This window comes from Cohnella abietis (assembly GCF_004295585.1).
Classification (GTDB): Bacteria; Bacillota; Bacilli; order Paenibacillales; family Paenibacillaceae; genus Cohnella; species Cohnella abietis.
Genome location: NZ_AP019400.1, coordinates 4,993,676 through 5,019,207 on the forward strand (window position 1 = coordinate 4,993,676; position 25,532 = coordinate 5,019,207).

At 43.8% G+C, this 25,532-nt stretch carries 21 protein-coding genes and 1 riboswitch; of the genes, 4 read left to right on the top strand and 17 right to left on the bottom strand.

Features of this window, described 5'->3' with window-relative positions; translation table 11 throughout:
- Positions 1-3 precede the first annotated feature (3 nt).
- Both KCTCHS21_RS21970 and KCTCHS21_RS21975 read right to left on the bottom strand, forming a co-directional pair.
- Entirely contained in the window at positions 4-666 is a 663-nt protein-coding gene (locus KCTCHS21_RS21970; protein ID WP_130613434.1) for a potassium channel family protein, read from the bottom strand.
- 15 nt (positions 667-681) lie between these two features.
- Positions 682-1,971 (bottom strand): TrkH family potassium uptake protein, encoded by a 1,290-nt coding sequence (locus KCTCHS21_RS21975; RefSeq protein WP_130613436.1) that lies wholly within the window; start codon positions 1,969-1,971, stop codon positions 682-684.
- A 149-nt stretch (positions 1,972-2,120) separates the two neighbouring features.
- Positions 2,121-2,302: riboswitch (cyclic di-AMP (ydaO/yuaA leader) on the bottom strand.
- A gap of 265 nt (positions 2,303-2,567) precedes the next feature.
- On the opposite strand from KCTCHS21_RS21975, the gene KCTCHS21_RS21980 reads away from it, so the two are divergent.
- Both KCTCHS21_RS21980 and KCTCHS21_RS21985 read left to right on the top strand, forming a co-directional pair.
- Complete coding sequence (locus KCTCHS21_RS21980) at positions 2,568-4,292, top strand: CPBP family intramembrane glutamic endopeptidase (protein WP_130613438.1); 1,725 nt, start codon at positions 2,568-2,570, stop codon at positions 4,290-4,292.
- Positions 4,293-4,421: 129 nt separating this feature from the next.
- Positions 4,422-4,778, top strand: a complete 357-nt coding sequence (locus KCTCHS21_RS21985; RefSeq protein WP_130613440.1) for a hypothetical protein — start codon at positions 4,422-4,424, stop codon at positions 4,776-4,778.
- A gap of 61 nt (positions 4,779-4,839) precedes the next feature.
- Here KCTCHS21_RS21985 and uvrC read toward each other — a convergent pair whose 3' ends face one another.
- On the bottom strand, positions 4,840-6,867 hold the full coding sequence (gene uvrC / locus KCTCHS21_RS21990) for an excinuclease ABC subunit UvrC (protein WP_130613442.1): 2,028 nt from the start codon (positions 6,865-6,867) through the stop codon (positions 4,840-4,842).
- Positions 6,868-7,058: 191 nt separating this feature from the next.
- Here uvrC and KCTCHS21_RS21995 point away from each other — a divergent pair, with 191 nt between their 5' ends.
- Positions 7,059-7,205 carry a YqzM family protein gene (locus tag KCTCHS21_RS21995; protein WP_130613444.1) on the top strand — a complete coding sequence of 49 codons (147 nt, stop codon included), beginning with the start codon at positions 7,059-7,061 and terminating at the stop codon, positions 7,203-7,205.
- Between the two features lie 213 nt (positions 7,206-7,418).
- On the opposite strand, the gene KCTCHS21_RS22000 is transcribed toward KCTCHS21_RS21995, so the two are convergent.
- The 9 genes from KCTCHS21_RS22000 to KCTCHS21_RS22040 form a co-directional block, all read right to left on the bottom strand.
- Positions 7,419-7,607, bottom strand: a complete 189-nt coding sequence (locus KCTCHS21_RS22000; protein ID WP_130613446.1) for a YezD family protein — start codon at positions 7,605-7,607, stop codon at positions 7,419-7,421.
- 34 nt (positions 7,608-7,641) lie between these two features.
- A complete protein-coding gene (cysW, locus tag KCTCHS21_RS22005; RefSeq protein ID WP_130613448.1) occupies positions 7,642-8,517 on the bottom strand; it encodes a sulfate ABC transporter permease subunit CysW in 876 nt (291 codons plus the stop codon).
- Positions 8,518-8,522: 5 nt separating this feature from the next.
- Entirely contained in the window at positions 8,523-9,368 is an 846-nt protein-coding gene (gene cysT / locus KCTCHS21_RS22010) for a sulfate ABC transporter permease subunit CysT (RefSeq protein WP_130613450.1), read from the bottom strand.
- 33 nt (positions 9,369-9,401) lie between these two features.
- The gene (locus KCTCHS21_RS22015; protein ID WP_408621729.1) at positions 9,402-10,487 is read right to left on the bottom strand and encodes a sulfate ABC transporter substrate-binding protein; all 1,086 of its coding nucleotides are present in this window, start codon (positions 10,485-10,487) and stop codon (positions 9,402-9,404) included.
- A gap of 306 nt (positions 10,488-10,793) precedes the next feature.
- Positions 10,794-11,744, bottom strand: coding sequence for an ATP-binding protein (locus KCTCHS21_RS22020; protein WP_130613454.1), 951 nt, complete (start codon positions 11,742-11,744; stop codon positions 10,794-10,796).
- Between the two features lie 62 nt (positions 11,745-11,806).
- Entirely contained in the window at positions 11,807-13,288 is a 1,482-nt protein-coding gene (locus KCTCHS21_RS22025) for a DnaD domain protein (protein WP_162309361.1), read from the bottom strand.
- A gap of 146 nt (positions 13,289-13,434) precedes the next feature.
- Entirely contained in the window at positions 13,435-15,309 is a 1,875-nt protein-coding gene (locus KCTCHS21_RS22030; protein WP_130613458.1) for an FAD-dependent oxidoreductase, read from the bottom strand.
- Positions 15,310-15,422: 113 nt separating this feature from the next.
- The gene (locus KCTCHS21_RS22035) at positions 15,423-15,836 is read right to left on the bottom strand and encodes a GtrA family protein (protein ID WP_157994100.1); all 414 of its coding nucleotides are present in this window, start codon (positions 15,834-15,836) and stop codon (positions 15,423-15,425) included.
- Between the two features lie 35 nt (positions 15,837-15,871).
- Complete coding sequence (locus KCTCHS21_RS22040) at positions 15,872-16,180, bottom strand: YuiB family protein (RefSeq protein WP_130613462.1); 309 nt, start codon at positions 16,178-16,180, stop codon at positions 15,872-15,874.
- Between the two features lie 264 nt (positions 16,181-16,444).
- Here KCTCHS21_RS22040 and hemQ point away from each other — a divergent pair, with 264 nt between their 5' ends.
- Positions 16,445-17,194 carry a hydrogen peroxide-dependent heme synthase gene (gene hemQ / locus KCTCHS21_RS22045; protein ID WP_130613464.1) on the top strand — a complete coding sequence of 250 codons (750 nt, stop codon included), beginning with the start codon at positions 16,445-16,447 and terminating at the stop codon, positions 17,192-17,194.
- A gap of 86 nt (positions 17,195-17,280) precedes the next feature.
- Here hemQ and KCTCHS21_RS22050 read toward each other — a convergent pair whose 3' ends face one another.
- The 5 genes from KCTCHS21_RS22050 to aspA form a co-directional block, all read right to left on the bottom strand.
- Complete coding sequence (locus KCTCHS21_RS22050; RefSeq protein ID WP_130613466.1) at positions 17,281-18,969, bottom strand: S-layer homology domain-containing protein; 1,689 nt, start codon at positions 18,967-18,969, stop codon at positions 17,281-17,283.
- Positions 18,970-19,037: 68 nt separating this feature from the next.
- Positions 19,038-21,797 carry a hemoblobin-interacting domain-containing protein gene (locus tag KCTCHS21_RS22055; protein WP_130613468.1) on the bottom strand — a complete coding sequence of 920 codons (2,760 nt, stop codon included), beginning with the start codon at positions 21,795-21,797 and terminating at the stop codon, positions 19,038-19,040.
- Between the two features lie 277 nt (positions 21,798-22,074).
- On the bottom strand, positions 22,075-23,310 hold the full coding sequence (locus KCTCHS21_RS22060; RefSeq protein WP_130613470.1) for an MFS transporter: 1,236 nt from the start codon (positions 23,308-23,310) through the stop codon (positions 22,075-22,077).
- A 145-nt stretch (positions 23,311-23,455) separates the two neighbouring features.
- Positions 23,456-23,944 carry a MarR family transcriptional regulator gene (locus tag KCTCHS21_RS22065; protein ID WP_130613472.1) on the bottom strand — a complete coding sequence of 163 codons (489 nt, stop codon included), beginning with the start codon at positions 23,942-23,944 and terminating at the stop codon, positions 23,456-23,458.
- Between the two features lie 92 nt (positions 23,945-24,036).
- Complete coding sequence (gene aspA, locus KCTCHS21_RS22070) at positions 24,037-25,455, bottom strand: aspartate ammonia-lyase (RefSeq protein WP_232057919.1); 1,419 nt, start codon at positions 25,453-25,455, stop codon at positions 24,037-24,039.
- Between the last annotated feature and the right edge of the window lie 77 nt (positions 25,456-25,532).

Below are 25,532 nucleotides of genomic sequence, written 5' to 3' on the forward strand. Positions count from 1 at the left end.
AAGCTATTGTCTAATTGAATCCTGGAACTGCTCGATTTGTACATTGGTTCCAATAACAACCATAACATCATCTATGGTAAGGACATCTTTAGCTACGGGAGCAATAATAATTCCTTTGGGCTTGTTGATGGCCACAATACTGCAGCCAAATCTGCCTCTTGGATTAACATCGTCTAACGATTTCCCTGATAGGCACTGGGGGACAGCAAGCTCTGCTATTGTATATTGCTGCGATAGCTCAATATAATCCAGCAGATTAGGCGATACGAGCTGATGCGCTACCCGGATTCCCATATCTCGCTCTGGATATATAATCCGATCAACACCAATTCGTTCCAGCACACGCCCATGCAGATCCGATACCGCTTTAGCCACGACCTTTTTGACCCCAAGATCCTTTAGAAGAATCGTAGCCAAAATGCTCGCTTGGACATCATCCCCAATCGCAACAATACCGCAATCGAAGTTACGCGCACCAATGGATCGAAGCACCTCTTCCTCTGTCGCATCCGCCACTACCGCATGTGTGAGTATATGGGAAAGATCCTGGACCTTCTCTTCATCACGATCGACACCAAGAACCTCATTACCTAGCCTCATAAGCTCAGTCCCCAAGCTTGATCCGAACCGTCCCAGCCCTATTATTACGAATTGATTCACTTTCATCCGGCTTCCGGCCCCCTACCCAATTATGATTTTCCCCTCTGCATGACGATAAAGCGCTCTTCCCTGTTTTGGTCCCAGAGCATAAGTCAAAGTTAAAGGCCCTAAACGACCTATGAACATCAGAATGATGATTGTTATTTTCCCCGTCACGGTTAGATCACCAGTTAACCCCATAGACAAGCCGACCGTACCGAACGCCGAGGTTACTTCGAACAGAATTTTCAAGAAGGCCGCATCCTCAGTCGTTGCTAACACCATAGTTCCAAGCATGACGATCCCAATACAGAACAAAGTGACCGTAACCGCCTTGTACACTCGTTCCTGTGCCAATCGGAGGCGGAATAACACAACATCGTCCTTACCACGAATCATCGCCAGCACTGCACCGACTAGAACAGCGAAAGTCGTTGTCTTAATCCCTCCACCTGTCGACCCAGGAGAAGCACCGATAAACATCAGAATGATGATGAAAAATTGCGTCGCTTGACGAAATTCCGTAACATCAACTGTAGTAACTCCTCCTGAACGAGTGGTGACCGATTGGAATAGCGATACGAGCAATTTATGACCAAACCCGGTATCTCCCACAGATCGCCCATTCGTGTATTCAAATATGAAAATAACAAGTGTGCCGACAACGATCAAAATAGCTGTTACACTAAGCACCACTTTGGTATGTAATGAAAACCTTTGTTTTTTGCGCCAATCGAACAAATCCGCAAGCACGATAAAACCAAAGCCACCGAGAATAATGAGTGCCATTGAAACGATATTCATATATACATCCGACGAGTAAGCTGAGAAGCTTTTGAATTCACCCGACAAATCAAATCCGGCATTATTGAAAATAGAAATGGAGTGAAACACACCATGATACAAAGCTTTTCCTACAGGCATATCGAACATAAAACGGATAAAAAACAAAATGGCACCAACAGTTTCAAGAGCCAATGCATAAACAATGACTTTTCTAACGAGTCTAACTAAGCCTTCAATACTTCCTTGATTAAGTGACTCCTGTAAAATAAGCCTTTCCTTAAGAGATATTTTTCTCCTGAGGATAAGAGCAAACAGTGTGGCAACTGTCATGAAGCCGATTCCGCCGATCTGGATGAGCAGAAGAATAACCCAGTGACCGAAGGTGGAAAAGTAAGTTCCCGTATCAAATACGACTAACCCCGTCACACACATGGCAGAGGTGGAAGTAAATAAGGCATCTATAAAGGACATCGATTGTCCGCTTATGGAAGCGATCGGCAGGCGTAGCAGCTGTGCGCCTATAAAAATAATGAATGCAAAACCCATAAGGAGTGTTCTCGGTGGAGAAACACTGAACCATCGAACGACTTTTCTAAACAAGAAGGTCACCTCTAACTACAAATTCATACCAAATTCATACACACTTTCTGAATCACCAAAAAACACTGGAACCCCAGTGCTTCGATTTCGCACATGATTCCCATTCGTATAGCCTACGAGGTTAGCTGTCGGGTTCGGGCTCGAACAGGCTGCCCTATCCAATGTTAAGTAAACACAATTGGAATTCACCCCGGGATCTCCGAATACAATTGAACTTGTACACGTGATTGTTTGGTTCCCCCGTTTTCAATAACATGAAATTCGGCTATTCATTAAATGAACTTGAAGTCGATTTAAGACGTACCTACGAATTATATTCTTTCCCTGTGTGGGGGACAACGTCAGAATGAGGGCAAACCTAGCCATCTAGACGATTAAATGGAGAGCAACCCACATGTTCAGCCCTCGCACGATGATTATCGCTCGCTTTCCTTTCATTTTCGTCGAAAATGAGAGATACTTGATGGAAATTAAGGTAGTAGTTAGCTAGAACCAACTGTATACGTTTACTTGAGCTTCTTTTGCAAAGGGAGAGATGATTTTTGAACTCACTTACTTCAAATCAATTGGATAGACGCTGGATATGGGCAGCTACCGTTGGACTAATCCTATTCTTGCTTATACAAGTATTCCCCGTTACCGGGCAATTGTTTACAACTGAAATCCAAAACGTGATGACACGATCTGAAGCAAAAAATAAAGCATTAGATTTGGCAGCTTCAAAATTCGGAATTAAGTCTGAACAAGTGCAGGAAGCAACTGTGACCCATTTGTCTGATAGCAACGCTGTAGCCTATTTATCCAAGTATAATTTCATGAAAACAGCCGATAAGCTCTGGACCCAAGCTACGCCAACGGACGTTTACGCCGTAAAGCTGCTGTTGAAAGATAGTCAGGATGCTTTACTGATTTCGCTCAATATGGAAAATGGAAAGCTTGTTGCTTGGAAGTTTGTTGGTAACAACGAACTCAATTCTGTAAGCTCTCGCTCAAAAGCGAATATTACCGATGAATCCGTCAGCTCTGCCCTACAATATGCTGAATTCTGGGGAATTCCAGCGGCTGAATGGACATGGGATGAAAGTCGTTCTGACAAGAGCAGCATGACATTCCTATCCCGTGAAGGCAACATCGGTGAAACACAGCTATGGCTGAAGGTTGTTGTTCCCGAAGGATTTAGCGCTCTTAAATCATCCAATCCCCCTTGGATTGGAGGCTCAATTGAATACGGAGTGGACTTACCCAAATCCTTTACCTCTTACTTAAAAAACCAAGAAAGCTTAGCTTCAAAGCTATCTATGTACGGATTTATTTTACCGCAGATCATTCTGTTCGTTCTCGCTATCATCTATGTGGGAAGTTATGGTGGCCAAACTTCTTATCTGAGAGGAATATTCCTTTCTGCTGTATATTTTGTGCTTTATGCAGGTATTACGTTTAACATGGTTCCAGGTTTAAGGGCTAGCCTATGGAAATCCGGGAATATCAGTGTTGACGTGAACACGGCGATAATCATTACAAGTATTATTATGTATGGTGCTATGGCTGTTCTCACCTATTTCTCCGCTGTTGCAGGAGACGGCTTGTGGAAATCTATGGGACATTCTCTTTGGCCAAGGTGGAAAGAAGCAGGCTACGGTATCACGGTGCTTAAAAGTATGCGAGTAGGTTATTTCTTGGCTTTTATCCTTCTCGGAGCGCAATCCCTTATTTTATTGATTTTGGAGAAAACGTTAGGCTCGTTCTCCTCTTCGGATGCATCCCAGTCTATGTACAATATGACTATTCCATTGTTACTTCCTTTACTCGCATGGTGTGCGGGTATATCAGAAGAGCTCCAAAGCCGTTTGTTAGGTATCGGCTTATTCCGTAAATGGCTCGTCGGAGGTGCGCGAAAAATACTTGGTCGAGAGCCGTCGCGAAGAACCGCGGTCACTCTTACACTTATAGCGATGATTCCACCGGGTTTGTTGTGGGCTATGGGTCATGTCGGTTATGCGATTTATCCCGTCTATACTCGTCTTATAGAGCTCGTTATTATGGCTATTCTGTTTGGTTGGTTTATGCTGCGTTTTGGCATTATGACAGTGATTTTTGCCCATGTTACACTCGACGCCATATTGATGGGCATGCAGATGATGTTCGATGGTCTCCCAGGCGATTTCTTCGCCGGAGCATTCAGCCTTATCATGCCAGGGCTAGCTGGAATAGTTATCTGGTGGCTTCATGGTGTAATTAAAGGGAAGCCCAAGCCTACGGCTGTTTAGAGTAATTAGGCTGAGTTCCTCCTTTCAGTTACCGTCACTCTCTGTAGCCTTTCCCACCGCCATCTTTTTGACAAATTAGATTGCCGGCTGTAGCTAGCTTAGCTCGTGGGAGTTCCAGAAGGGTTTTTAATGTTTGACCACAAACGAAAATTTAACATTTGCGCGCTGGCTGGGGTGTTAGTGAACGGTGGGTTCTCTATTGTTACTTTTTTCTCGCTGGCGGGAGTCTTAGTGAACGGTGGGTTCTCTATTGTTACTTTTTTCGCGCTGGCGGGGGTGTTAGTGAACGGTGGGTTCTCTATTGCCACTTTTTTCGCGCTGGCGGGGGTGTTAGTGAACGGTGGGTTCTCTATTGTCACTTTTTTCGCGCTGGCGGGGGTGTTAGTGAACGGTGGGTTCTCTATTATTACTTTTTTCGCGCTGGCGCGGGTGTTAGTGAACGGTGGGTTCTCTATTGTCACTTTTTTCGCGCTGGCGGGGTCTTAGTGGATAAGAAGCTGCACATAATTACTTATGTGACAGCTCCTATTGTTAAACACTCTGTATATTACTCAACGTTCAAAGCTTCGAGAATGCGAGTAGCGAGGGCTTCGCCAATGGATACAGCCTTGAAGTCATCAATAGCTGCTTCCTTAATCGCCTTTAATGAGCCGAAATGACTCAGAAGCTGCTTACGTCTCTTCTCCCCGATACCAGGAATCGAATCCAGCTTAGATGCAATCATCGACTTAGCCCGCTTCTCACGGTGAAAGGTGATCGCGAAACGGTGAACCTCATCTTGAATTCTTTGAAGCAAATAAAACTCTTGGCTGTCACGTGGCAATGGAACTACTTCAGGTGGATCCCCGACGAGCAACTGTGCTGTCCTATGCTTGGCATCTTTAGCTAAACCGCACACGGGGACGTTCATGCCAAGCTCATTAGTAAGCACATCCAGTACGGATGCAATATGACCTTTACCGCCATCCACCACGATGAGATCCGGTAACGACTGCCCTTCCTTGAGCACCCTTTCATACCGACGACGCACAACTTCTCTCATTGTTTCGTAGTCATCAGGTCCTTGCACGGTTTTTACATTATATTTACGGTACTCCTTCTTGTCAGGCTTACCGTTTGTAAATACGACCATCGCCGACACTGGTGATGACCCCTGCATGTTCGAGTTATCGAACGCCTCGATCCTATTAGCACTTGGAATACCAATCCAATTGGCTAACCCTTCAACGGCCTTCACAGTGCGTGATTCGTCCCGTTCAATTAACCGAAACTTTTCCTCTAGTGCAACTCGAGAATTATCGCAGGCCATTGTAATAAGATGACGCTTTGTCCCTCTTCTAGGAACAGCTACCTTAATTTTAAGCCAACGGCGCAAAGATTCTCCAACCTCTGCTGCTTCTCCCTCCTCAACGGAGTCCTCCGTCACAGCACCGTCTCCATAAGCTTCTCTTTCCTCAGCGACAGCTAACGGCAACACTTTTGCTCCTTCTGACTCAAGATCAGCTAACGGCAACACTTCTGCGCTGTCTGACTCACGACCAGCTAACGGCAACACCGCTGCACTGTCTACCGCAGAGCCCTCAGTTGGCTGCTCTCCTCCTGCTTCGGGTGGTGGCGGTAGAAGCATCTCACGAGGGAGCGCAGGGTTATCGCTATAATATTGAGTAACATAGCTTAGAAAGTCCTCGTAGGCTTCACCATAGTACGGGAAAACTGATGCATGTCGTTGAATCATTTTACCTTGGCGCATATATAGAATTTGTACGCACATCCAACCTTTATCAACCGCATAGCCAAACACATCCCGATCCATCGCATCGCTCATGTTGATCGTCTGCTTTTCCATTAGAGCTTCAATAGCCACGATCTGGTCACGATACTCCCTGGCCCTTTCAAACTCCAGCCCTTCGGCAGCAACTTCCATCTTATGCTTGAGATCCTTCTTGATTTCTGTATGGCCTCCATTTAGAAACCGAGAAATCTCGCCAATCATCTCGTCGTAAACGGACTGTTCTACCGGATATTCGCATGGCGCCACGCATTGCCCTAAATGATAATAAAGACATACCTTCTCCGGCAATGTATTGCATTTACGCAAAGGGTACAACCTATCCAGTAGCTTCTTCGTCTCCTGAGCCGCGTAAGCGTTCGGATAAGGGCCGAAATACTTCCCTTTATCCTTAACGATCCTCCGGGTAACCTCAAGCTTAGGATGAGCCTCGTGCGTTATTTTGAGATAAGGGAAAGACTTATCGTCCTTCAGCAGTACATTATAACGTGGAAAATGCTCTTTAATAAGATTACACTCAAGAATTAGCGATTCCGTATTGCTTGCTGTGACGATATATTCGAAGTCTCGGATTTCCGAAACCAGCTTTTGTGTTTTACCATCGTGGCTTCCAGAAAAATAAGAACGCACACGATTTTTCAGCACCTTAGCCTTACCTACGTAGATAATTTTTCCTTCTTCATTTTTCATTAAATAGCAGCCTGGCTGATCAGGAAGAAGGGCTAGCTTATGACGAATGTTTTCCATCGCCTTATCACGATCAATGATTGGTGGCAGGATGTCCATGTTCGACACCTCCTATAGACATAGCCGGGTCAGAACACCCGTTCCTCCCATTGTAGCACAGCAGCGAGCTCAATGGTTTCACTGAATTACACGATGTCGCAAACTTGTCACCAGCACAATGAAGGAATACTTTACAACAAAAAGAAATGTTGGTTATACTATAGTTATCGAATGTGTCAGGAGGCTTCCCAATGGAAAACGTTACAGATCCCCGGCAGCACATCAACGAAGAGCCGCGCGATGATTTAATGGACACAGCTATCGGCTTTGGAGTCATGTTTGGCTTCATGTTCGTTGTATTTACTGCAGCGGTTGTTATTAAATTCGTTATTACTTAAGAATCGTACAAGAAGGGCTGCCCATAACTATGGGCAGCCTGTTTGCTTTTTCCACTAATATTCCATTAATAATAATCACACAAAAATGGCGCTGGAATAGTGAAGCGCACCCCCTGAATTTCATCGGATTAACCTTACAGGTTTCCAAAGCTAATTCCAAGAGGGTACTTCACAATTCCTGCACCACTATTTTTAAAGCATTATTAATACGGTTTATGCTTCATTTTGACGTTGATTGACTACGCGTATGGAGGAATCATCGTAACGCTTGCGTTCCTTACGCTCAATCTGAACGATTCTGCCATCATGAACAACGATATTGACTTCTCCATACTCCAATCCATTGACCTGCTCAGCTATGCGGCCCAGCCAACGGTCATCCACCTCTACCGGTTTCGCCATTTCGTTACCCTCCCATTTCATTCCATTGTTAAAATCAGCTTTCGTGTTGTTCGCTCATACGACTTTCTAGAATCGATTTAACTACTAGAGTTATAATGGCTAACAGCATCAACATAGAAGCTACAGCGAAAGCTGCACTAAATTGGTACTCGTTGTAAACAATTTCAATATGCAGTGGCAATGTATTGGTTTCTCCTCGAATGTGACCAGATACGACGGATACAGCTCCAAATTCCCCCATCGCCCGAGCATTACAGAGAATCATTCCATACAATAGACCCCATTTAATGTTAGGCAGCGTAACCTTGAAGAATACTCTCCAGCCACGCGCACCCAAGCTAACTGCTGCTTCTTCATCTTGAACTCCCTGAGCCTCCATAAGCGGGATAAGCTCTCTAGCCACAAAGGGAAAGGTAACGAACATTGTAGCAAGGACAATACCTGGCGTAGCGAAAATAATATTAATGTTGTGCTCGTCGAGCCAAGGGCCTAAGAAGCCTTGAGCACCAAACAGAAGCACGTAGATAAGTCCGCTCACTACAGGAGATACTGCAAACGGAAGATCGATTAAAGTAATGAGCAGGTTTTTGCCTCGAAATTTGAATTTCGTAATGGCCCAAGCAGCCGCTACCCCAAAAATCGTATTAAGTGGAACCGCGATCCCTGCCGTTATTAGTGTTAGCCTAAGAGCTGCCATTGCATCTGGATCAGAAAGTGCATCTACGTAAGCATGCCACCCCTTGCGAAATGATTCTGCAATAACAGATATCATTGGAAGAATCACAATGAGTCCAAGAAACAAAAGAGCAATAACTATTAATGTGTTGCGAACTGCTTTTGACTCTGTGAGATGAGGCCTAACCGGCAAGCTCTTTTTCCCTGAGCGGGGGTTCGTTACAATTCCTGCCATATCACTCAACCTCCTTTAACGCTGCGCAGGCGGCGATTACTCCACCTTTGCAAAACATTGATTAACAGCAGCAGTACGAATGAAATCAGAAGGAGCACGACGGCTACTGCCGCTGCCTCGCCATACTGATACTGTTCTAGCTTTGTAATGATCAGCAATGGCGCAATTTCGGTTTTCATTGGCATGTTTCCTGAGATGAATACGACCGAGCCGTATTCCCCAATTCCACGAGCGAACGCCAATGCAAAGCCAGTTAGTAAAGGTGGAATTAAATCCGGCAGGATAATCTTAAAGAATGTCCTAGCTCGGTAAGAGCCCAGTAGCACAGCCGCTTCTTCCATATCAGATTCCATGTCCTGCAAAATCGGCTGAACCGTTCGAACAACGAAAGGAATTCCGATAAAGATGAGGGCAAGTGTTATTCCGATAGGAGTATAAGCAACCTTAACGCCTAAAGGCTCCAATAGCGATCCAACCCAGCCCTTAGGCGCGTAGATCGTTGTCAAAGCGATACCTGCAACAGCTGTCGGAAGCGCGAATGGCAAATCAATGAGACCATCAACGATTCTTTTACCTGGAAACTTGTATCTAACAAGCACCCAAGCTAGCAGCAGACCAAATACTAGATTCACTAAAGCCGCGAAGAATGCAGTCGTTAAGCTTAGCCTGTAGGAGGCCACGACCCTAGGATCGGAAACAGTGTCCCACCACTCCGAGGGGGAAAGGTCAGCCGACTTGATAACAAGCGCAGCCAACGGTATGAGTACGATCAAACTTAGATATAGGACTGAAAATCCCAAAGTGATCGATAACCCAGGTAATACCCTATCTTTTTTACGAAGTAATGTCATTTGCCCGCCTAAACTCCTCTTCCCGGCCCAATGTTAGGAACCCGGTTTATATATTTGGTCAAACGTTCCACCATCTGAGAAATGCTTAGCTTGTGCTTCTTTCCAGCCACCGAAGTCATCGTCTATTGTCAGCAAATTCAATTCGGCGAATTGATCCTTGTACTTGTCTACAACGGATTGAAGACGCGGTCTGTAAAAGTTTTTGGCTGCAATTTCCTGACCTTGCTCTGTATAAAGATACTTGAGATATTCTTCTGCAGCTGCACGAGTACCTTTCTTGTCTACATTCTTATCAACGATCGCAACAGGGGGTTCAGCCAATATGCTGATTGAAGGCGTAACGATTTCAAACTTATCACCGAATTCCTTAATCGCCAGATAAGCTTCGTTCTCCCATGCCAGCAGCACATCTCCGATTCCTTTTTCTACGAAGGTTGCCGTTGATCCGCGTGCTCCCGTATCCAGAACAGGTACGTTATTGAACAGTTTCTTTATAAAATCAAGCGTCTGCGGCTCATCATAACCTAATGTCTTAGTTGCATAGCCCCAAGCCGCTAGGTAATTCCAGCGAGCTCCGCCAGATGTCTTCGGATTCGGAGTAATGACTTGCGTGCCTTCCTTGATCAAATCTCCCCAGTCCTTGATTCCTTTGGGATTGCCTTTACGAACAAGGAATACAATGGTTGAAGTATAAGGAGTGCTGTTTTGTTCAAAAGATTTCTGCCAGTCGGCCTTTAGCTGACCCTTCTCCGCTATAGCATCAATGTCATAACCAAGTGCTAAGGTAACAACGTCCGCCGGTAAGCCATCTATAACAGAACGGGCTTGTTTGCCTGAACCGCCATGGGATTGCTTAATCGTAATTTTACCGCCTGTTTTTTCTTTCCAATATAGTGCAAAGCTCTTATTAAACTCTTCATATAGTTCGCGTGTCGGGTCGTACGAAACGTTCAGTAGCTCAATTGGATCAGGTACTTTTCCAGACTCATTTGCACTTGGACTAGCTCCGGAGTTAGATGAAGATTCATTATTGCTATTACTTTTCGATCCGCAAGCAGACAACACAGCGACTAGCAATGTCATAATCAGAATCACGCGGAGGTTTTTAAATGTTTTCATTTTCATACACCCCTCAATATTGGTAAACAAGTACTCTTTGACTCCGGATGGCCAACCCGGTCGCCTATTCAATTAAATCCTACCCGTTTTATAATTCCTACCTGTTTAGTTGGTATTGGAGCAATAATAACAGGTGACATTGCTTACTGTCAATAACTGCTATAATAAAAATTGATAAATAATTTTTTCCAAATAAAATGTCTTCTTCTCTTTCGTTAGATGGAACATTAATTTCAGAAAAAGTTAGCGAAATTTTGCATCATATAACGCAAAAAAACTCCCCAAATTCAGAGAGTTTTTCTATATTTATGAACCTCTATGATTCCTACCTCGCACATGAACAATATCAACAAAGGGACGAACACGATCCATTAGCCGTTGCCCCTTATGTAGCTCTTCGCCTTCCTTGTGAGTGAAGCTAAAGTGTCTCTCCAAATCATCTAGCTCATGATTCGAGGTGTAGAAGGTCGGCTTGCGGTTCATTCGGTGGTTAAGGATAGCTCCAAGCACGTGATCCCTCACCCAAGGGGTTAGATTCTCAGCTCCGATGTCGTCAAAGACGAGCAGATCTGCATCCTTCATCAGAGTAATCGTTTCTTTTAGCTTCTGTGGCTCGAACATAAGTGCTTTCGCATCTTCCACGAACTCTGGCATATAAACAATTACACTTGAGTAGCCTTCTTTGGCTAGCTTTTGCAGCAAATAGCCAGCTAGGTACGTTTTCCCGGTTCCAAAATCGCCCTGTAAATATAAGCCTTGCTTCTGTAAGCCTTGATTGATTGTCGTCCGAACGTAATTTTGCAATTGATTGACGGCCAATGCTCGATTAGCATCCAACCGGATAATTTCTTCTTCGTCGTATTGCTCTCCTAGAATCGCCTCGTCAACGTAAAAGCTCGTCATCCTACGACGAATTTGCTGCTGCTGCTCATTGGCTGTCCACTTCGAGCATGCCGTCTTATAATCGTTCAGCTGCCAACGCCCGTTCATTTGCACACAATTAATTCCCGTAGAATGACCTTGCATATCATTCGGACAAAGAGCTAATCCTGGGCATGCCTTACAATTACGATATTCCGTCGTCATCTGGTATAAACGGTTTAAATTAGTCCTCAGTACCGCTTCATCTAGCTCAGGATACCGGGATCGCAGCTTAAGAACAAGCGGATCATTCAATACCTGATCTGCAATCCGCTCCGCGTTTCCTAATCCCCCGATTGGTGGCATTCGGCGCATCGCCTCTCCTAAAGATTCCATTCTCCCGTGCCCCCTTCTGCTCGATGATAAAGTTATTAATGTAACCTGAACTAACCATTATGCTAGCTTTTACCCTTAAGCTCTCTAGCCAGCTCTAGCATTTTCTCCAGCTCTTCAGGCGTAACTTGCTGAGCAGGCCCGCTGTCCTTTACAACAGACATTGCAGGCTTGCGCCTTCCTGCAGAGCTACTACTGCGTCCTTGCGCTCCAGAACCATTCCCTCCAGCTCGAGCTGGCTCTTCTCCACGTCGCTTGCGCTCCAGCGTGGCATTCAGCTTGTCCTGTTCACGAATATACATAACTGCCTTGTCTAACGTATCTATTCCCTTAGCAAGCATGTTAGACGCTATAGAGTCAACAAATGGTTTGGTCAAGCGCTGTGTATGACCCAATGAGAACACATAGTGAATGAGGACATTAATAACGGGCTCCGGAAGCTTATAATTCAAATCAATCCGTTCAAAGATACGTACAAAGGCATCTGGAACTGCCCCTGGAAAATACCTCTCAAGCATTCGCGTATAAGGCTCCCGACGCAGCATCTCATTATAGCGATCTATTGAAACATCTGACTGGAAGCGCTCCGGTATTGCTAGCTGCATCGCGCTTGATGTTACATTACTCGTATCTGCTGGGGCTGATCTTTCCTCCCCGCGGGCGAGGAAGCGCTCCCGCTCCTCTTCCCGCTTGCGATCTTGACGATAAATAAGATTAGCGCGGTTCTGAAGCTCGTCCCATAGCAATAAGCCATCCTGATGAAAAATCCCATCCTCATCAAGCAAACGGCAAATTTCCGGTACTTCTAAATTAAATTTATATGCTAAATAATTCAACTGAGCCATAGATTCCGGTGCACGATTGAGACGCTCCACAAATCCACGATTGGCAGATCCGCGTGGAAACCGAAGCAGCATCTCCGTATGACGAATCCGTTCCTGTGGCTTAAATGAAGGCGTACGTTCCTTCGCCGTAGCGCTCTCCGCCCAACCCATTTCCAGCTCAGGGTCCATTGCTGCCGCTCCGATTTTGAACATTTCGTAGAAGGGCACTGTTGCCTCCTCCCGATTGACGAAACGGGCCAGCTCTGGAGGTAGCTGTCTGGTAAAGCTTTCTTTGAGCTCTAATAGAGCAGTCTTTCCAATCTTGTCCCTAAGTAGCAGAGTCAAATGAAAATTAGAAAAGAACTCTTCCGAGTTAAGAGGACGCTGAAGAACATATTCGTATAACAACTCTTCTGTTAATGGATTATGATTGCGAAATACTTGAAGCAATCCTACTGCTTCCAGCTTTGATGAGGCCTCAACCGCGATTTGGCGCCCGGTAGCGTTCAGCTCCAACCCAAGCCCAAGGAGTAGCTTGCGTTGCGGCTCAATTGTTGAATAGCCGGCACTCTCTTCCGCACATTGATGATAGAGAAGCTGATAGAATGCAGCTGAAACCGCCCCTACCATTGGCTGGTAAAGGGCTACCCATACTTTGCGATCTAATGCACTTAGCGCAAAGTCGCGATTTGTAAAATAACGGTGATTTTCCGTAAACTCCATAATATTCGACACGTGCATAGCCCGATCGACAACTCTTTTCGCTTAAAGAATGATTGTTCTATTGTAGCATAAAATCACCCTTACGCAGAAATGTAAATAAAAGTGAATAACCAAGTGAACACTTCTGAAAGACAAAGAAAAAGGCGTCACTTAAAAGTGACACCCAAGTAGTAGTCTAATACATCTCTCAAAATCATAAATAACTCGCCATTCGTTAAGGCTTTATTATTTTTAATACCATTAACGATTGACTTGCCTATCCACCCACGTTCAACAAGCTCATTTAATGCCTCATCCTCAGTTGTATCCAAACTAGTAATAAGAGCAAAAAAATACGCAGCACGATCTAATGACACAGTCGAGGAAACCGCTAAATCTTTGTCCCAGCCGTAATCCATATTCGCGAATTGCTCCGGGTACATTTTATGCAAACGCTGAGCAGTGGCTAGAAGAATCTTTTCTTTGGCGGGCTCATCTAGCTTCCATCCTTCGTTCAGATAGCCCCCAGATGTAATAAATAAGCTAACAGCTGTAAGTAATCCATTATAATACTTATGTTTCGTATAAGATGGCTTTGCAAAATCTACCATCTTCAGATTCATGCCTTGCTTAGTAAGCCTCTTGCGGAGTTCTACAATATCATTCCATGATTTAGAAAGCTGACGGAAGCTAAGATTTCTTTCTTTAGCGAGCTTCACCGCAGCACCTGCGGCTTCTCCTGTTGCCATCCCAAGTGGAATCACTCGAGCACTACCATGCGCTAATGTATCAAAGCTTGCGGATCTGCCCACAACAAGTAAGCCATCTATTTCTTTCGGGACTAAGCTGCGAAATGGAACACCATATTGCTTAGGATTCATAATTATTGAGCCAGAGCTCGTATGATTAATGGTTTGAATATCCGCTTCATAAGCTCCATATGCAATAGCATCCCAGTGATCACGGTTATTCATTAGATCTGCAATCGTTAATCGATATTCACCCTGAATGTGTCTTGATTCCCTTACATATAGCTCAGGAGCCGTCCCTGCATAGGTAAGCTTACTAAATACTTTATACTTCTTTTTAAGATAATTAACGATAAGAGGCGCTTCCTTCTTGCCAAGCTCTAATCCCTCTTTTATTGATTTCGGATCTAGCGGATCAATATCGTATATTTGCATCGAATTAATTAATAACGTGTTGTCATTCTGTCTACCAATATTCAAGCCTCTCATTTTAACTCTAGTCGGATTAGAAGACTTGTATTCCCTCGCATCAGAATATCCCCAGATGCTTTGTTTATCAAACCCAACTCCGTTTTTTTGAAGCTCTTTCCATACTGCATCTGTGACACCACTCAGCTTAAACACCAATGTAACAGCAACTCTAACATCTGGCTCTCCAATATCTTCCCAGTTCACTGTATAGGGAACTCCGGCAGCAGCAGCGATATCGGCATTCTGAGTAGCGTCTATGACGGCACCAGCTCGAATAGTTAACGGCTTCCCCGTATCCGTGACCAAGCTTATACCAATGATTTTATTTTCCTGCATCACAGGGTCTATCTGTTTCAAGTTCATCATGACATCAATATTAGGCTCGCTTAGCACCATTTTGTGAAATGCTTGAGTAGCCCTTTTCACATCAAAGGAGGTTGAATTAATTTCTTTATACCATTCTAGGAAAATACCTTGGTTTAGAAAAGGGGATGGGAACTTCTTAGATATATTGGGAGATTTGTTTAAGTCCAAAGAATTCAGCCAGCCCAGCGTCATTAGGCCACCTAGAACCTTGCGGTTTCCCCCATCTATTAAAAGCACCTTCAACTTATTTCGCGCAGCAGAAATAGCCGCTACAACTCCCTCAGGATCAGTTCCTACTACAATAACATCATAGTATGATGAGGGATTAGCTTTAGATATCAATGGATAGTCCGTTTGTGCTTTTGGGGCTGCGAACGTGTGCGGCATAACAAGTAAAAAAGAAAGAACCACGACAAGACAGATAGGAACCAGCTTTCGGAGTTTTAAAAATGACAATTCAGCAATTCTCCTTACTCATTCTATTATTTAACCAACATATTCCTACAATGGTATATAAAATAATAGAGTACGTAAAGGGGAATCTCAATTTAATTGTTACAAATTTGCGGTTAGTTAGCCCGATCCCCTTGCAATTCCACGTCACGAAACACCCATAACCGATAACCAATGTAATTAACAGCTAGTGAACAAACTACGGATACGATTTTGGCTAGAGCGGACTCTGTTCCCCAATGCTCTAAGCCAAGCAATGCCAAAGTCGCTGCGGAGAAGGAAACGATATTGATAAGGATAAATCTGACCACTTCTCCCACGCTTTGCTTCTTCTTTACCTTAAACGTCCAATATCGATTTAATAAATAGCTATTGATTACTCCCGCCAAGTAAGAAATCGATTGTGCCCATAATGAGCCTAGCCCCGCACCATATACCAACGCACAGAAAACAGCGAAATCCACACCCGTATTAAGCCCACCAACGAGTGCGTACTTCGCCAATTTCATTCCTTCAGATAATCGGAGCATTCGACTCCTCCTGACCATGCACTGCATCACTTACTTTAGAACATTTTATAGCCACCGCGACGTAATGCTCGAATAGCCCAGCCACTCAAATAAGCACCAACAGCACCAGCCACAATGAGAATCATGTCCGAGACAAGCATCGATTGAATATTTTCAGTGACATTTAGATCACTTTGCCACAGCTGCCATATACCGAGCGGTACGACAACGATAAAGAATAACCATAAGGGGAACCATGTTGTTTTAATTAGCATGTTCAATATAAAGCCAATGCCGAAAAAAAGAACCAAGCACAGCAAAGAGCCGATTACACCGAACATTATTCCACCAAGTATTCCACTCATTCCTTTTTCCCTCCAAGTAAAACGGCTTCATTGTCCTTAGGACAGAGGCACACGTTTGTATCAATTGATTAGATATGCATTTAGGTACTCTATATTAGTTTACAATTTGGCTTCTTAGCAGTCAACGAGCAGGGTGTGAATGGGATGTGAACAAAATGTAGTTAGCGGTTAATTTAAATGTCTGGCTAACGACCAACAGTTTGCCCCTCCCCTTCGATTGGGCTACAATGGGAAAAGCATAATGGACTAAGGAGAGATGAAACGATGAGCGAGGCGGCACAAACATTAGATGGTTGGTTTGTATTGCATGATTTGCGCAGTATCGATTGGCAAGCTTGGAATGATGCAACTCCAGCGGAGAAAAATACCGCTTTGAATGATTTACTCAGACTAGTCGCAGATTGGCAAGCGGTTGAAGAACGTAAAGAGGGAAGCTTAGCTTTGTATTCCATTGTGGGGCAGAAGGCTGATCTTATATTTATGCATCTTCGGGAAACCTTGGAGGAGTTGAACGCGATTGAGAATGACTTTAATCGCTCTGCGTTCGCACGCTTCACCCGTAAAGAATATTCCTATGTAAGTGTCGTAGAGCTCAGTAATTATATGACGCCTCCTGGAGTTGATCCATTGCAGGTACCGGAAATCGTCGCTCGGTTAAAGCCAACACTTCCTAAAAGCAATCATATATGCTTCTATCCAATGAACAAGAAGCGTGATTTAGAGGATAACTGGTATATGCTTCCGATGGAAGAACGCAAAACATTGATGAGAAGCCATGGCATGATCGGTCGTGGATATGCGGGTAAAGTAAAACAGGTTATTTCCGGCTCGGTAGGGTTTGATGACTGGGAGTGGGGCGTCACTTTGTTCGCAGACGATGCGTTGCAGTTCAAGAAGCTCGTTTATGAAATGCGTTTCGATGAAGTAAGCGCACGTTATGGTGAGTTCGGTGCATTTTACGTGGGCAACCTGTTAACTAGAACTACACTTGCTCGTTTACTTCAAGGGGAGTAGTCGCATTTTCGAACTATTAATCATGTGCAAAACAAACAAAGAATACCATCCCTCATGTGGACGGTATTCTTTGTTTGTTTAGTGATCTAATTAATGAAATTTACATATTGCAGCAATCGCTTCATCATCGTAACTGCTTGAGCACGGCTTGCATTAGCAGATGGCACAAAGGTCTTTTCTGTTGCGCCGGTAATGATTTTTGCTTCAACAGATTGTGAGACTGCCGCTTGCGCCCAACTGCTGATAGAGGCTTTGTCATTGAATTTAGCCAAGGCATCGTTTGATGCAGCAGATGCAGGGGCTGTCTTACCAGCTGCGCTGATAGCTTTTGAAACCATAACCGCCATTTGCTCTCTCGTAATGTTAGCATTCGGTTTGAAGCTGTTGTCACTAAAGCCAGTAACTAGGTTAGCTTTAACAGCAGCGCCTACAGAGCCTGCAAACCAATCGCTTGATTTTATGTCTTTGAAGGTTGCTGAAGCTGCATCAGAGGTTAAACCTAATGCATGAACCAACATAGTCGCAAATTCAGCGCGGGTAACACTGCTTTCTGGAGCAAATTTAGTATCCGAAACACCTTTGACAATTAATTTGTTAGCCAAAAGCTCGATATCTGCTCTAGCCCAATGCTTGCTGATATCATCGAATGACTTGTTCATCGTAACAGCGCTGTAAATACTGTTTCCGTTTCTCATTAAGCGGGCTTCAACCGTGCCGTTCGCATTCGGAGCACCGAATACGGACGGTACAAATGAGAGTTTGCCTGTCAGGGGATCATAAAGTACACCTGTACTATGCTTCAAATCCACAGCCTGTGGCAGAAGGATCGTCCTAGCTACATAGGTCGCTCCGAAGTCATTCAATTCGACATTATTTCCATTGCTGCCGACTGTTATCGTAAAAGAAACAGCACTACCTAACTGCTTGCCTCCCTCTTTCTCCGCACTTGCTTGAATTAGCGCATTGATATCAGAAGACACGGGTGAAATTTCAAAATGGACAATGAGGTCATTGATGCTTACACCCATTTTTTTGGAAATCGAATCAAAGTCGAAAATACTTAGCGGGAACGAATAGCTACCACTGTTCGTCTCGATGGAAAGGAGCGCATTCGGCGTTCTAATGCTTGCATCCTTAAGTGTGGAAGCTGGCAAATCAACTTTGACGGGGCCTGCCTTGTTGTCAATTTTGATAACGACCACTGTGGCTTTGTCACTGCCCGTCTGATCGGCTAGTTGCTTGAATGCTGCTGCAAGCGTTCCAGCGTCCTGCGAAACGGTCGTTGTAACCGTTCCGTCAGCTGCCTTCACTTCCTTGGTCACATTTTTGCTGGTATCAACAAAGATAGCACCCGACCTCGTTACCGCCGGAGGCGTTACCGTTCCAGTAATAGGGCCTCCACCGCCAAAGCTGCCACCAGGATCGACCTTTTCATTTGCCGTGACTGTAAAAGTCGTAGTAGCGACGGTGCTCGATTGTCCTGCTACAACAGTATAGATTCCTGCTGGCTCACTGCTACCAAGTGTAAACGTACTGGAATATTTTCCGGCAGTCACCTTAGCTACATCGAAGAACAACACATTGCTATTGCTGGGACGAAGCACCTTAATGATGACTTGGGAAAATTCCGATTCGCCCGAAATTGTAATGGAATCGCCGGGATGATGGGTTGTTGTTCCCGTGATTGTTACAGATTCGGCGGCATTAGCCGTTAGGGGTACAATCGTCAAGCATATGGCAAACAGTAAAACTAAACTAAGCTTATTCAGCTTCATTGACTCATCCCTCGCTTTCTTGATTACCGAATCCGCCGGAATGCGACGGATTCGGCTGTTATTACGTGTTAATATCTAGTCAAAAACCATAATTCAAATTCCAATTGCGACTTTTCAGTTGACAGATTGATTCCGACGTTCGCGGGATCATTACTATAATCGCTCACGACATAGGCATACACTTTGTAATCGGGATTGCCAGGGTCCAGAACATTAAAATTGACGGTGTATGTGCCACTATTAAAATTTGATAAGCTCATAGGAACGTAGCTCACAGCGGTATCACCTTTTTTCAGTTGGAAGATGACAGTCGCAGATTTTTCGTCCGTACCGGTGTTTAATATCGATACTTTTGCTGTAATGCCATTCGTTCTCTCTACAACAATCGGAGCGATGTAATACGCTTCTGTAGACACGATCGCTCTGCTTTCGAAATATTGTTCTTCATACCCAAGGGAGAAAATGGTAATTCTGTAATCGTTGTTATTTTTAAAAATTCCTTTTTTGACCGATATTTTTCCTGAAGTAATGGTATAGTCTGCCTCGGTCAACGTGGTTAATATTGGATATTCTTTCTCGGGAGTGTTAATCACTTGAGCAACTTCGATCTTCTGAATTTTGTTTGTCCAATCCGGATTGTCCAAAAAATTCAATTCGCTCGGCACATTGCTATAAAGATTGGTTGAAAGAATGATAACCGGCGCTAGCTGCCTTAGCGTAACAGACGAGTTCAGTACATTGCCGTTGTCATCTTTTATGGCGCCTGCATCTAGCTTAAAGAACACCCACCCGCTAAGCGGAGTGTGAATCGAAACGCCAATTATATTGCCACCTGCTGCTACTACTGAATCATCTGGGCCTAATGGCAAGTACGTATTCCCTTGGTCGATTGAATAGGAAAACTTTTCCTTAAGATGGGATATACCATGTGCATCTATTGTATTATCTATAAGATTTTTATCGAATTCCATTTCTAAAGCATAAACATACTTAGATGCAATCAATTTGTTATCAGATGTAGCGTTAATTAACTTAGGTGCGAGAAAATCTTTCGGTTGAATTTCTTCCGTAATAATGTCATTAGCGACCACATTACCGCTCGCATCTTTGAGCGTACTTCCGGCAATACGGACATAGTTGCTCAATTCCGTTAACGCCGAGGCCAAGTGAATGACGAGCTTATTGCCGCTAATCGTTACTGTATCGTTGGTGCCTAATGCAGCAAATGGATGAGCGTTATCAGGCTCAATATTGTAGCCAGACACTAAGTTGACTGCTTCTTTTAACGTCGTAGCATCCGTTGTAGCATTAATAATATTTTCATCAAAAACAAAGGTGATATCGTGGTTCTGATTATCGATAGCATAGCTTTTCAATTGTGGCGGAGCAGTGTCAGCCGTGGGGGCTACGGAAAGGGGATTGGTTATCATTCCAGGCAAAAAGATGTCGTCATACTTAAAAGCGCCTCCAAGAATAAATATCTGGTTCTGGTTACCTTTAAGCGGATTATACAGTGTGATTATGAGCTTTAACCCTGTTGTGTCTAATTCAGCTGTATCTAAAGCACCCAGCGAGTCATAGCTCGGATTACTAGTGCTTCTGTTTAGCATAATCCAATCCTTTAATGACCCACCTGTATCGTCACGAATGACTTTGCTAAAGTTCAACGTCACAGTTGTTACGATTATGCCGTTATCGCTAGTGTTAACAGCAGTTGCGTCTACCAGCATCGGCAGAGTTGCGTCGTCTAATGTGAACGAAGGAGTTATATTATCCGAAGCCATTGCAACGCCACTTAAACTTTTGAGGGCGCCTGAAGCTACTTTCACTTTATACGTTCCCAGCCTCTGCTTACCAGGAAGAACGTATATGATGAGGTATGAAGGTTCATTCTTTTTATTATCGACGTATACCCTATCATTGACACCCAACGGACTATAATGGCTGCCGTCATCTGTTGAGATCGTAATCGCTGTTTTCAATGCGGCATCGCTAGCTAGATTGTTCGCGATCTGTTGGTCAAATTGTAATCCAATAACATGATATTCGGAACCTGCAAAGGTTATGGGTTCATCAAGAGATAATATCGGAGCATGGGGATAGTTATAGATCGGAACATAAAGACCCTTATTATCATTAACCGATAAGTTTCCAGATTGATCCTGGACGTTTGAGAGATAGAGATCATAGCTTCCTTCAGAAAAAGTGGCGGCTAAGGTGATTACGATCGTGTTGCCATTAACGACAATAGGATTTTCAGCTGCTAAAACGATTGGAGCATCGTTGTAGTAAAGTTGAGCATCCAATGGTTGACCCGGATTGTTAAAAATAGGCTCGTCAAACGTTAATGTCACCTTGTTGCCGTCCGAACTAATCACTTGGCTCAAATACGTAGGCGGCGTTACGTCACCTAATGTGATATTGCCAATTGTGATCACCGCATTAGCTTGGGAGGCATCCGCATTTACCACTGTACCCGCCTGCACTCTAATTTGATTATCTGTTCCGGTCAGCGGCGTGTCGAACGAAATTTGCAACTTCGTAGTAGGGGCATCGCCAGTAACACTCAAACCTAAGAAATCTGACTTCACAAATGAACCCATACCCGACCGTTTGATTAGGACAGGTACATTTGGTGCATCTGCTGATAATGCGATAGGCTGATCAAATGTCAGCGTAACGGTCTTGTTGCCGTTGCTTATAGCCACAGGATTGACAGTGGACAGCGCTGGAGCCGTACCTGCTGCATGAACGACAGTGAGTGAACCCGCAAAATTAAAAGTGGATAACACGACAGCTGCCATTACAACGAATGAAACCAGTTTCATTATCAAGCTTTTTCTTATTAACACGATAAGTCCCACTCCTTATAAATAGAATGAACGATTCACGCTTCCTTCGGTATATTGGGGAAAAGATCATACAAGACCTCCCTATTCTTTCCCCACGTAAATCTGCATTTTGTAAATAATTTAGTTTCTACTAGACCTAAAAAAATAACTATCAATTACAATTATAAATTGTATCTTCGGCTTGAATCTTAATGAATTCTTAATGAATATTTACATTTAGTGGTATTTAAGACCCCTAAAATCCACTTGGTATTTACATACTTACATGCGTTCTCTTATATAAAACTGGTATTGCCACTGCTATAAGAATCATGCCCATAAAAGCAGGTGCGGCATGACCAAGTGATACATAGATTTGACCTCCAATAATAGGCCCAATCATTCTTGCTAAAGCCTGAATAGATTGGCTCCCTCCTTGAACCCTTCCTTGTTCACTAGAATCGACTGACTTGGAGAGCATCCCATTAAATGAAGGCCCAAAGATTGAATCCCCAAAACCAAATATAAACATTCCAGCGATAAGAAGAGGATAGAATGAGAACAAAGCAGATAGAGCAATAAAGCTGTAGCCTATAATCTCTGAAACCATTCCTAGAATTGAGATCTGCTTATCATTAAATTTTTTCAAAAGCTTCGGCATTATGAAACCTTGTGAAATGATGTCTTGGACGCCCATAATTGAAAACATAAGTCCAATTAATACTGGCTTCCAATTGAAAGTGTCCATTGTAAATTGTGAAAAAACGGACTGTAAAGATCCGTTCGGTATCCAAAGTAAAAATGCTGAGATAAGTAGCCTGTTTAGGTTTTTCATAGAAAGTAGGTTTGCAAGCTGCGAAAATGGATTCAGTCTAATAAAGGTAATCTTTTTCAATCTATTATTCTTAGCAAGGCTCTCAGGCATAAAGAAATATCCATAGACAACATTCAATAACGTTATGACTGCCCCAAAATACATAGGTACAGCATAACCAAACTTGGCGAGTACTCCGCCTAGCGTTGGACCAATGACACTGCCTACACCTACAACCGCACTCACCCATCCAAAGTATTTGGTTCTCTGTTCTGGAGGAATGATGTCTGCAAAATAGGCGAAGATCGTACCTATACTACCTCCTGTTACCCCCTCTATGATACGCCCAGCAAATAGTATCCACAGAGCTCCACCTATCCCAAAAACGAAATAACCGATCGCGGAACCCAAAAGGCATACTAAGAGCAATGGACGACGGCCATATCTGTCGCTCAAAGCTCCAATTATGGGAGCCGCAAAAAACACACAGAATGCATAAACAGAGGTTAGCAGCGTTACAACAATAGCTTGATTTCCCGGATTGCTTATATAAGGCTGCACTAAGAATGGGACGACAGGTGCTATAATACTGAAGCCTATTCCGCAAAGAAACACAGAGATAAGACCGAATATTAACGCGTGCTTATCTACGGCTTGTTCTGCATTCTGTTCATTGTTAGATGTAAATATGGACATTTAAGTTCTCTCCTCTAAAGTTGTAATTTTGATTCCTTGGAAACATAATTATCGTACTGCCATTTTGTTTCCTTGTCAACAAAATTGAAGCAATAAAAAAACAGCCTTTCTCAATAGAGTTGGGCTGCCTATAATTACATATTGATTATTCAAATAACATTTTTTCCGACTTCATATCTAGACCTTGTTTTTTTATTTCTGCATCCAAATGCCTACTATACTTTTCCACAAAAATAAGAATACTGTCGAATTGTTCCTCGGTTACCTGCTCAAATATGGGTTTATCCCGCTCTTGAAACTCTTTGTGTAGATCCTCATGGATTTTATAAATTTTTTTCCCTTGCTCAGTAAGCCTAAAATAGATTTCTTTCTTGTTATCCGACTTCTGGTAGCTTTCAATGAGGCCTTTTTCCATGAGCTTCTTAGTCATTTTGCTTATAGCACCACGTGTCATATAAAAGGACTCCGCAAGCTTTGTCACGTTGGAATCTACATTTTTTTCAATGTATTCGATGCAATGTACTTCAGAAGACTTATGACCTTTAAGACTATCTTCCATCTTATCTTTGTTAATCCAAACTAACTTATTATATAATTCCCTGAAACCCATCATGACCTGATCTTCTTTGTTCATGGCCAGTCCTCCCCAACCGTCGGTGCATTCACTATTATTGGGGCTGCCCTTTTGGTCATCTCAGACCTTCATGGGCCGCCCCTTTTCTATGCTCAGGGCTGATCCTTTAGTAGTCTTTCTCCAGCAATACCGGGAGTAGTCATTTGCACGGGATCGAGGATTTCATCCATTTCCTCCGGTGTTAACAGACCCTTTTCCAATATAAGCTCCTTAATAGTCATTCCTGTTGCCATCGCCTCTTTCACAAGCTGAGCAGCAACATCATACCCAAGGTGGGGATTCAAGGCAGTTACAATTCCAAAGCTCCGATTAACGTACTCTTGGCATCTAACCCGATTGGCCTCCATCCCTTCCAGGGCAAACCGATTAAAGACATCTAGTGCACGCTGCATCACCTGAAGTGATTGCAATAAATTAAAGGCGATAACCGGACCCATCACATTTAGCTCGAACTGACCCGCTTCCGAGGCCATACAAATCGTATGATCATTGCCAATCACCTGAAAAGCAACCTGGTTCACAACCTCTGCCATAACGGGGTTAACCTTACCTGGCATAATCGATGAGCCTGGCTGTCTTGAAGGTAACTTGATTTCATTAAGCCCTACATGAGGACCAGAAGCCATCATCCGAATATCGTTGCAGATTTTTGATAAATTGACAGCACATACCTTAAGAGATGCAGATAGCTCCGTATAAGCATCCGTATTCTGGGTAGCGTCAACCAAATCCTCCGCAGAATGAATCGGAATTTGGAGATCCCTGGCCATGTGATCGACAACTAGATGAATATATTCAACTGTAGCATTTAATCCGGTTCCTACCGCTGTTGCTCCCATGTTTACAGAGAGCAAGCCTTCGGCTGCACGGGAAATTCGGCCAATATCACGCTCCAATACTTTGGCGTATGCACCAAATTCCTGCCCCATTCTGATGGGAACAGCATCTTGCAGATGCGTTCTCCCCATTTTGATTACATCATCAAACTCCACTTGTTTGTTCTTGAAGCCTGTTTGCACTTCTCGCATTGTGACAAGTAGCTGATCCGTTAACAAATGTGCTGCTATTCTTAACGCTGTCGGTATTGCATCGTTGGTGGATTGTGACATGTTGACGTGATTGTTTGGACTACAGTTGAAATAATCACCTTTGTCATGCCCCATAATTTCCAAAGCCCGATTCGCGAGTACTTCGTTCATATTCATGTTAATGGACGTTCCTGCTCCGCCTTGAATGGAATCGACAATAAATTGATCAATCCATTGTCCCTGTGCCACTTCCTCGGCCGCTTGTACAATTGCTTGTCCAATTTGATGCGGCAGTCTCCTCAGCTCCATATTAGCTTGAACTGCGGCTTTCTTGACATGTGCTAGGGCAATGACGAGCCCGGGATGTACGGGTACACCCGTGATCGGAAAATTCTCGATGGCTCTAAGAGTCTGAATTCCGTAATAAGCCGTAGCCGGCACTTCTTTGCTCCCCAATGAATCCTTCTCGATGCGTCCGGACAACACGATCTCTCCCTCACATAAGGTTTTGTTTGCCTTGTTCCTTTCAGAAAGCGGTTCTATAGTCCGAGTATAGCATA